This is a genomic window from Halobacillus sp. HZG1, from assembly GCF_035818575.1.
In the GTDB taxonomy this organism is placed as follows: domain Bacteria; phylum Bacillota; class Bacilli; order Bacillales; family Halobacillaceae; genus Halobacillus; species Halobacillus litoralis.
Genome location: NZ_JAYLVQ010000050.1, coordinates 1 through 8,547 on the forward strand (window position 1 = coordinate 1; position 8,547 = coordinate 8,547).

General features: G+C 43.9%; 8 protein-coding genes. 5 read left to right on the forward strand and 3 right to left on the reverse strand.

Translation table 11 applies throughout. The features are described 5' to 3' along the window. Positions 1-258: 258 nt before the first annotated feature. Complete coding sequence (gene iadA, locus VKA52_RS07415) at positions 259-1,425, reverse strand: beta-aspartyl-peptidase (protein ID WP_326314822.1); 1,167 nt, start codon at positions 1,423-1,425, stop codon at positions 259-261. 27 nt (positions 1,426-1,452) lie between these two features. Further along, the gene (gene yfcC, locus VKA52_RS07420; protein WP_160914249.1) at positions 1,453-2,949 is read right to left on the reverse strand and encodes a putative basic amino acid antiporter YfcC; all 1,497 of its coding nucleotides are present in this window, start codon (positions 2,947-2,949) and stop codon (positions 1,453-1,455) included. A 164-nt stretch (positions 2,950-3,113) separates the two neighbouring features. Between yfcC and VKA52_RS07425 the strand changes: the two genes are divergently transcribed. The 5 genes from VKA52_RS07425 (at position 3,114) to VKA52_RS07445 (ending at position 7,981) form a co-directional block, all read left to right on the forward strand. Beyond that, complete coding sequence (locus VKA52_RS07425) at positions 3,114-5,132, forward strand: sigma 54-interacting transcriptional regulator (protein ID WP_326314824.1); 2,019 nt, start codon at positions 3,114-3,116, stop codon at positions 5,130-5,132. A gap of 60 nt (positions 5,133-5,192) precedes the next feature. Next, complete coding sequence (locus VKA52_RS07430; protein WP_237417488.1) at positions 5,193-5,834, forward strand: hypothetical protein; 642 nt, start codon at positions 5,193-5,195, stop codon at positions 5,832-5,834. A 112-nt stretch (positions 5,835-5,946) separates the two neighbouring features. Further along, positions 5,947-6,138 (forward strand): hypothetical protein, encoded by a 192-nt coding sequence (locus VKA52_RS07435; RefSeq protein WP_160914246.1) that lies wholly within the window; start codon positions 5,947-5,949, stop codon positions 6,136-6,138. A 21-nt stretch (positions 6,139-6,159) separates the two neighbouring features. Beyond that, the gene (locus tag VKA52_RS07440; RefSeq protein ID WP_326314825.1) at positions 6,160-7,155 is read left to right on the forward strand and encodes an NADPH:quinone oxidoreductase family protein; all 996 of its coding nucleotides are present in this window, start codon (positions 6,160-6,162) and stop codon (positions 7,153-7,155) included. 427 nt (positions 7,156-7,582) lie between these two features. Beyond that, on the forward strand, positions 7,583-7,981 hold the full coding sequence (locus VKA52_RS07445; RefSeq protein ID WP_326314826.1) for a hypothetical protein: 399 nt from the start codon (positions 7,583-7,585) through the stop codon (positions 7,979-7,981). Positions 7,982-8,058: 77 nt separating this feature from the next. Here the strand turns inward: VKA52_RS07445 and VKA52_RS07450 are convergent, their stop codons facing one another. Beyond that, positions 8,059-8,253, reverse strand: coding sequence for a YwbE family protein (locus VKA52_RS07450; RefSeq protein ID WP_160914240.1), 195 nt, complete (start codon positions 8,251-8,253; stop codon positions 8,059-8,061). Between the last annotated feature and the right edge of the window lie 294 nt (positions 8,254-8,547).

Here is an 8,547-nt window from a genome sequence, read left to right on the forward strand (position 1 = left end):
GATATAGCAAAGGGGCGGAGGGGAATGGCGAGACTCCTGCGGGAAAAAAGTGCAGGGTGAGACCCCACAGGACGCAGTCCGAGGAGGCTCACCGCGCTCCCGCGGAAAGCGAGCTATTCCCCGCAGCCCCCATCCACTCAAAGAACATCTCGAAACTGAGTCTTCAAGAAACCTGCCATATAGTTTAATAAAAATGAGCAAAAATATCCCCCCGTTCTGTGGGAACTTCAACTTCCGGAACAGGGGGGTTATTTTTCGTTATTCGAATGTTCCTTTAACTAAAGGCTCTCCATTTCTAACCATTTCCCTGCCTAAAGCAATGACCCGGGAAATTTTCAGTGTCTGCGGATCCATCATGACAAGATCGGCATCTCTCCCAGTTTCTAGCTTTCCTTTGGCAGGAAGACCTAAAATAGAAGCCGGGTTAAGGGTGATGACCTTCAAGGCATCTTCCATGCTCACCTTCTGCTCAAGAACAGCATCTTGAAATGCTTCATACAACGAAGCAACCTTACCTACTTTCAAACCAATCAAGTTGCCTTTATCATCGAAGTCCGGGAGACTCCCCTGGGCGTCGGAAGTAAAGGTAATTTGCTCGACCGGCACTCCCTGATCGAGCATTCGTTTCAGGGCTTCGCTACTCTTCACTTCTCCGTCCTCTATAAATTTCGGGATTGTACTCGTAGTAAAATCAACGAAACCTCCCTTTTTCGCATATTGGATGCCCGCTTCAAAAAGTTCCGAATTGCGATTGATGTGTGTCGGATAAAATTGTGTTATGGGTAAATCAGTCGTCTCTATAACTCTCTCTATAAGTTTTAATTGTTCAGGGCTATCTCCGACATGCACATTTACAATCCCCTTTTTTCCGGAAAGCATCCCGCCAATCCGCGCCTCGGAAGCAATCTTCGCCATTTCCTCGACCGTAGGCTGAGACGATCGGTGATCTGAGATTGCGATTTCTCCCGCTCCGATAATCAGGTCAATCAAAAGGATATCGTCTTCAATCTTGCCTGTTAATGTTTTTACAGGGACTTGATAGGAACCTGTGTGACAATAGCAGGTGATCCCTTCTTCTCTCAAAGCACGCGCTTTAGCTACGAGGTTTGTCATGGTCCGGGTCGTCCCATCCGTGCCGATGACCCCAACCAGGGTCGTTACTCCGCTCAACGTCGCACCCGTCAGTGTTAACTCAGGCGTGCGGGACCGGAAACTTCCTTCTCCCCCTCCCCCTGTAATATGAACGTGGCCATCAATAAATCCAGGAGTCAGCACCTCCCCTTGTGCATCAATGACGTGGACCTGTTCCCCATTTAAGTCTATATTGTCCTGTATATCTGCAATTCGCCCATCGGCGATCAGGACATCTTGTTCTCCTAAAAACTCAGGAGCATATACGGTTGCCTGTTTAATTAAAGTGATCATTTCTCATACCTCCTGTTTGCCATTGAATTAATTGAAATTGATGAGAACAGCGACAATCATAAATACGGACGCTAGCCCGAAGAGCATCAACTGAAATTTAAAGATAAAGCGGAACCAGTTGGACCAGTCCAGTCGCGCCGCACCCAGTGTGCCCATAAGCGCCGCAGAAGTAGGTACAATAATGTTTGTTAATCCATCTCCCAATTGGAAAGCCAAGACGGCTACTTGTCTCGTCACACCTGCGATGTCAGCTAAAGGCGCCATCAATGGCATCGTCAGAGCCGCCTGCCCCGATCCTGATACGACAAAGAAGTTGAAGACCGATTGGAATAAGAACATCAACCATGCAGATATGACCTCAGGCACCCCATCAAACAATTGCCCTGCTGAATGAAGAACCGTATTCAATACAGAAGCTGAGGCCGGGTCATCTCCTCCCAGAATAATAATAATCCCTTTAGCCATCCCTACGACCAAAGCAGCTGGAAGCAAATCTTTCGCTCCTTGAGCGAACCCTTCTGCAATGTCATTGACTCTCATATGATTCAATTTGAAGATAACACCAATAATTCCTGCCACAAGACCTATGGTAAAGAACTGGCTTGCAATTTCCGGAATATAATAAGCATGTTGAATAACACCCCAGATAATCCAAGCAACTCCTAAGACCACGGTCAAGATAACCAGCACGTGACCAAACTTGAAGTTGACTTTCAAATCCTTTTGCTCAAAATCATCCCTGAAGTACTGGTCGGATTTATAAGCAAGTGACCGGGTCGGGTCTTTTTTTACGGAACTTGCATATTTCCATGTATAAATCGTACCGATAGCCGTAAAGATCAGCCACATCGTAAACCTGAATGGCGTTCCGGAAAGTACTGGCACATCCGAAACCCCTTGAGCAATGGCTACTCCAAAAGGGTTCATCCAAGATGTCGCAAACCCGATTTGTGTGGCTACATAAGTAATCATGATCCCAGTAATGGCATCGTATCCAAGCGCTACTACGAGTGGTACTAGAATCATAGCAAAAGCAATGGCTTCTTCTCCCATTCCGAAAACGGCGCCACCCAAAGAAAATAAAAAGAACATAATCGGAATGATTAGCACTTCTTTCCCCTTTGTCCGATCGATGACCGACAGAATGCCTTCTTCGACGGCCCGAGTTTTCATAATGATTCCAAAAGCCCCGCCGATAATCAGTATAAAAGCAACGACTCCGACAGCGGACCCCCACTTATCTCCTGAGACTAAACCTTCGAATACGTAATTTAACAGACCAGCTCCTCCGAATGGTTCAAATAAACTGGTCCCTTGCTGAGCAGTTTCGTCAGCCACTGAAAAACTATCCGGTACCAGGACGGTTCGCGTTTCCTCTGAGCCGGATTTGTCGTACGTCACCTCTTCTGTTTCGAATGTCCCAGCAGGTATTAAATAAGTTAATAGAGCTGCAAATAGGACAACAAAAAAGATGATGACATACGTATGAGGCATCTCAAACTTCTTCTTCCGCTTCTTATCCATGTGTTTTTTTCTCCCTTCTGATCCTTCCACTATTCTTACATGCAAGTTTTATGCCAAAAACATTTTCTGAAAATTCCGCCTTAAAGGAGGCGGTTTTTCTAAAATAGGATACAATTGGGTGTTATAATATAAACCAAGAAGAACCAAAAAAGAAGGGTGATAAGATGAAAAATCAATTAACGTTGCTAACAGGAACCAAAGAAACACAAGCGACACTACACGAACAATTGGAAGACATTTTAGGAGAATTCATCCATATTGAGAGCTATGCCGTGGATGAACATGTCCCGAATCAAGTCAGTGATGCTTTAATCATCTTTTCCTCTTATTTAATTGAAAAGGAAGCCGCTCCTTTCATAGCCCCCGGCTCACCCCGCAAAACAGCCATACGCACTATCAATTACCAGCACATTGAACGATTGTTGGAACTAGAAGAAGGAACCTCGGTTCTATGTGTCAATGACACATCCGAAATGGCAGAAGAAACGATTGATACATTAAAAAAGATGGGGATCGATCACCTGTCCTTCACCGCTTATTACCCAGGGCTGACGAATACATATGACATCTCCACTGCCATCACTCCAGGTGAGGTCACCCTTGCCCCTCCTTCGGTAGAGAAGATCATTGATATCGGTGTCCGGCTTATCGATATTACGACATTAATTGAAATTCTCGATCACTTCCACTTAAAAGAAAAGCTTGGAGGAGTGATTTCAAATCGGTACACAGGAAAAATCATCGATTTAAGTAAAAAACTCTCAGAAATGAATAAACAAACCGAACTTTTAAACCAACATCTTCAGCAAGTGGTGGATGGAGTGAATGATGGAGTCATGGCAATCGACGCTGATCAAAAAGTTACCGTCTTCAATCCTTTCATAGAAGAATACAGTGGCTTATCACACACACACGCCATGGGGAAGCCGGTTCATCAATTATTCAAAGATCCGAAGCTCCTTAAGTTCATGACCACCCCTCAGGAAGAAGGATTGTACTTTACTTTAAACGGTTACAACCTCATGATTTACCGTGTCCAATGGGAAGAAAGTGACAACGTAATCTTCATTTTCAAAAACTCAGATGAAACCATCACGATGGAAAAAGCCGCGCGAAAACAATTGTTGAAAACAGGCTATATCGCAAAGTACACCTTTGAAGATATCATCGGGAAAAGCCCGACGATTGAAAAAGCGAAAGCCATCGGACATAAACTTGCGAAGACACCCCTCCCTGTTTTAATACACGGAGAAAGCGGCACCGGTAAAGAGCTGTTCGCTCATGCCATCCACCATGAGTCCGACCGCCTTTATGAACCTTTCCTCGCCGTGAACTTCAGTGCATTACCTGAAGATTTATTGGAAAGTGAACTCTTCGGCTATGAAGAGGGGGCTTTTACCGGTGCTAAGAAAGGTGGCAAAAAAGGGTTGTTTGAACAGGCGGATGGCGGCACCATCTTCCTCGATGAAATTGGAGATATCAGTTTAAAGCTTCAAGCTCGTTTATTGCGGGTGATTCAAGAGATGGAAATTCGTAAGATTGGAGGATCGAAAACCATTCCAATCAACGTAAGAATCATTGCTGCCACAAATAAGGACTTACTCCAACTGATCGAACAAGGGAAATTCAGAGAAGATCTTTACCACAGACTTAAAGTTCTCTACGTGTCCGTTCCTCCACTAAGAGAACGAAAGACAGATATTCCTGCGCTTGTGGAACAGTTTTTATTGGAAAACCACACACCTAATAAAGGGCTGGGGAAAGGATTGCTTGGAGAATTGACGCGCTATGATTGGTATGGAAACATTCGTGAATTAAAAAATACAATATCCTACCTTCTTACAGTTTCAGAGGGGGACACCATTACGATTAATGACCTTCCTGATGAAGATTTCTTCCAAAGGCCAAAGAAAAATATAAAGCGGGAAACAACTAGCCTGGTGGATGATCGATTGAATAAAAAAGTTTTAGAGATTGTCCTGTCGTTGAATGAATCGATGATCAATGCAAGCCGTAAGAAAATCTATGAAGAACTTGATCAGGAAGGTTCCATTTCTTTATCAGAACAGCAGATTCGCAGAGTGTTGGCAGATTTAAAAGAACGAGGTTTTGTGACGATCAAACGCGGCCGGGCAGGAACACAGATTACAGAGGCTGGGGCTAATTACATCCATCCTAGTTAATGTTCTCTATTTAAGAGAATGATATAATAGTGTCGAATCGACAAAATCAGGGAGAGAGACATGACGATGGGACTACAAACTAAAAAATCCAGCAAAACGTTCTATGAAATATTCATGGTCGCTCTCGCAGCCCTTTCCGTCGCCACTATATGGCAGCAAACCGGCTATAATAGTGTAATTGTGTGGACGACATGGTCCATCTTCTTTCTTGACTTTCTTTATCGTTTGTATCGCTCGGACAGCAAATGGGGATTTATAAAAAAACACCCCTTCATCGTCATCGCTGCCATTCCCCTCGATGCCATTTTTCAGTTTGCAAGATTTGCAAGAATCCTTCATCTCTTAAGATTGAAGTCCATCACAAAGTACTACACGTTGCCTTTCATCCGCTTTCTTAAAAGACAGCATCTTTCAACTGTGACCGGGGCAACCTTTATTCTGGTATTCCTTCTGATCATTCCCTTAAATTTAATTGAAAACGAATTAGACAGCTATGGAGATGCCTGGCTAAGCGCCATCCTCTCCCTCACCTTCTTCGGTAGATCTGGATTTGAACCAGAAACGATGGCAGGACATATCATTATCGTCATCTTCACTATCCTCGGGGTGATCATTCACGGCCTAGTGATCAGCACAACATTTGATTACTTAATACAGAGCTCGCTCTTCCAATCCATTAAGAGCAAATTCACCGATAGATAAAGCCGCCATCAAATGGTGGCTTTTTTTCATGCCTCTCATACCAGATCAACGTTTAATACCTTTTATAAAAAGGAATCATAACCGGGATACCCATTTTCTGGAGGTGAAAGAGATGGCTGATCGAAAACGAGACAAAATATCTGAAAACGACCAAAGCTTCCAAGAAAAATTAAAAAAAGAACAGTTGATTGACGGCATTCCAGATGAAGAAGTAAAAAAAGAAGAAAGAGAACAGGATAAAGGAAGAAAATCAAAGCAGGACTCTGTTACAGAAGAAGATTACGATGAGGACCTTCGTCCATAAAGGCAGAAATGAGGTGAAACGTTGACAAATTTCAAAGCATATAAAATCGACCAGACGGAAGAAGGTGTGCAAGGTTCGGTGCAAGACCTTTCTTTCTCGGACCTTCCTTCCGGCGATGTTTTAATTAAAGTCCATTATTCCAGCATCAACTATAAAGACGGGATGGTTACCCAGCCGGATAATCCCCTTGTCAAAAATTATCCGATTATACCAGGCATTGATTTGGCAGGAGAAGTCGTTCGTTCTTCTAATAACCAGTTTAAAGAAGGTGACTCTGTCATTGCTACCAGTTATGAAATCGGCGTCAATCATCACGGTGGATATAGTGAATACGCAAGTATCCCCGCCGAATGGATCGTCCCCCTCCCCGATGGATTGACAACAGAAGAGGCGATGATTTACGGGACGGCTGGTTTCACCGCTGCCCTTTCCCTTCATCGACTGGAAGAAAACGGACTGACTCCCGAACAGGGACCTGTCCTTGTAACCGGAGCTTCCGGCGGCGTGGGTAGTATTGCGGTTGCCATGCTCGCTAAGAGAGGCTATACCGTAGAAGCAAGCACTGGAAGCCCTCAGCATGAAGAATACTTAAAGGACTTAGGAGCGTCTAAAATCATTTCCCGTGAAGAGGTTTATGATGGGAAGCTCCGAGCAATTTCAAGCGGACGCTGGGCTGGAGCTGTTGATCCTGTCGGAGGAGAACAGCTCGCCTCCCTTCTTAGTCAATTGAAGTATGGTGGCGCAGCATCTGTGAGTGGATTAACCGGAGGTACCAAAGTTCCCACACAGGTTTATCCATTTATCTTAAGGGGTATTAGTCTTATTGGCATTGATTCCGTCAATTGCCCGATGGATCTAAGGAAAAAAGTGTGGCACCGAATGGCTAATGACTTAAAAATTAAAGAATTTTTCGATCGGATCAAAGCCGTTCATACCCTCAATGAAATCCCTGAAACAATTGAGAATGTTCTACAAGGAAAAACACGCGGTCGCTCGATCGTAAAACTTGTGAATTGATGGTAGTTTCCCAAAACGTACGCTATTGACATTTATAAATATAGAGTTTATAATGATTTGATAGTGCCTTCAAAAGAAGGTAACTCGGAAAAGAAAAGAGTGATTTGTATGAGACTGGCATTCTGCTACGTTTTGATACAACTTAATCACACTGGATCAGCTTCGGAGCTGTAAGGATGCAATAGAGGTAGGGATTGCGTCGTTTAAGTTGCCAAAAACTACCATGTAGAATTTTTGAACCGCGGCAATAACATGGACAAAGTTCCACAAAACTTGCATGAAAAGCAAGTAGGTAAAACTTGATATTTTCCGAAAGTATACAAAGCGAGAAGGGCGGCCGCCCTTCTCGCTTTTCCAATTTCCATGGGTTTAAAGAGGTGCCTTCATGGTAATATAAGCCATAGAAGTATAGAAGGAGGCTTATGAAATGTCACTCTACTTAGAACATATTGAACCGGAAGATGTCCGCTTTCTTATGGACTTATCAGAGTTCAAAACAGTCGTACTAAAAATGCTCGGTGAAGCACAGAATTTGGTGAACCTACAAATTTCCTACGATTTTCTTGATGAGCCAGAGGGAGACACACTTGTCCGTCCTATGGTTGAACTCAATGAAATCAGCAAGTTCACAGAAGAAGACCGTCATACATTGCTCCAATCTGGATTTTCCATAGACGGCGAGCCCTTTGATAACGCTGACTATGCTATGGAACAAATCTTCGGGGCAGAGTACACGATTCTTGACGTCACAGAAGATGAAGACGGCGCTTTTTTTACAATTGAAATGCCATATAGAAATTTTAAAGAACAAAAAAGTCGTTTGTAATTCTACTTTTATTTCCCTCTATAAATTCAAAGAGCCTATGCTTTTGCATGGGCTCTTTCTTATTTCATTGAACTTTTTTAGGAATGTATGTTTTTTACTCGACCGACTTGACCGTCTTCCAGACGTACTTTTATTCCGTGAGGATGGTTTGGAGACTTTGTGAGAATATCCTTCACTCTCCCGCTGGTCAATGCTCCTGTTCGTTGGTCTTTTTTCAGGACGATCTCTACTTCTGCTCCTATTTTAATGTCGCTTCTTTTTTGTCCATTCATTTTTTGGAACCTCCACATTCAGTCTCCTCCGTATTTTATCACAATTGCCCCGCACACACTTATTCAACTAAAGCTCCCTTTAGTGGAAGACTCAGTTTCTAGGTGTTTCTGGGTTCGTTCCCTAGGTTGAGCGTCAGGGGTGGCAGGGAAGCCACTCGCTTTCCTGTGGGGGAGCGCCGAGCTTCCTCGGACTGCGTCCTGCGGGATCTCGCCTATCTCCTTCTCCCACGGGAGTCTCGCAGCTTCCCAACCACCCCATTCCATATGAGGAGTGAAACGAACCCCTATACCGAG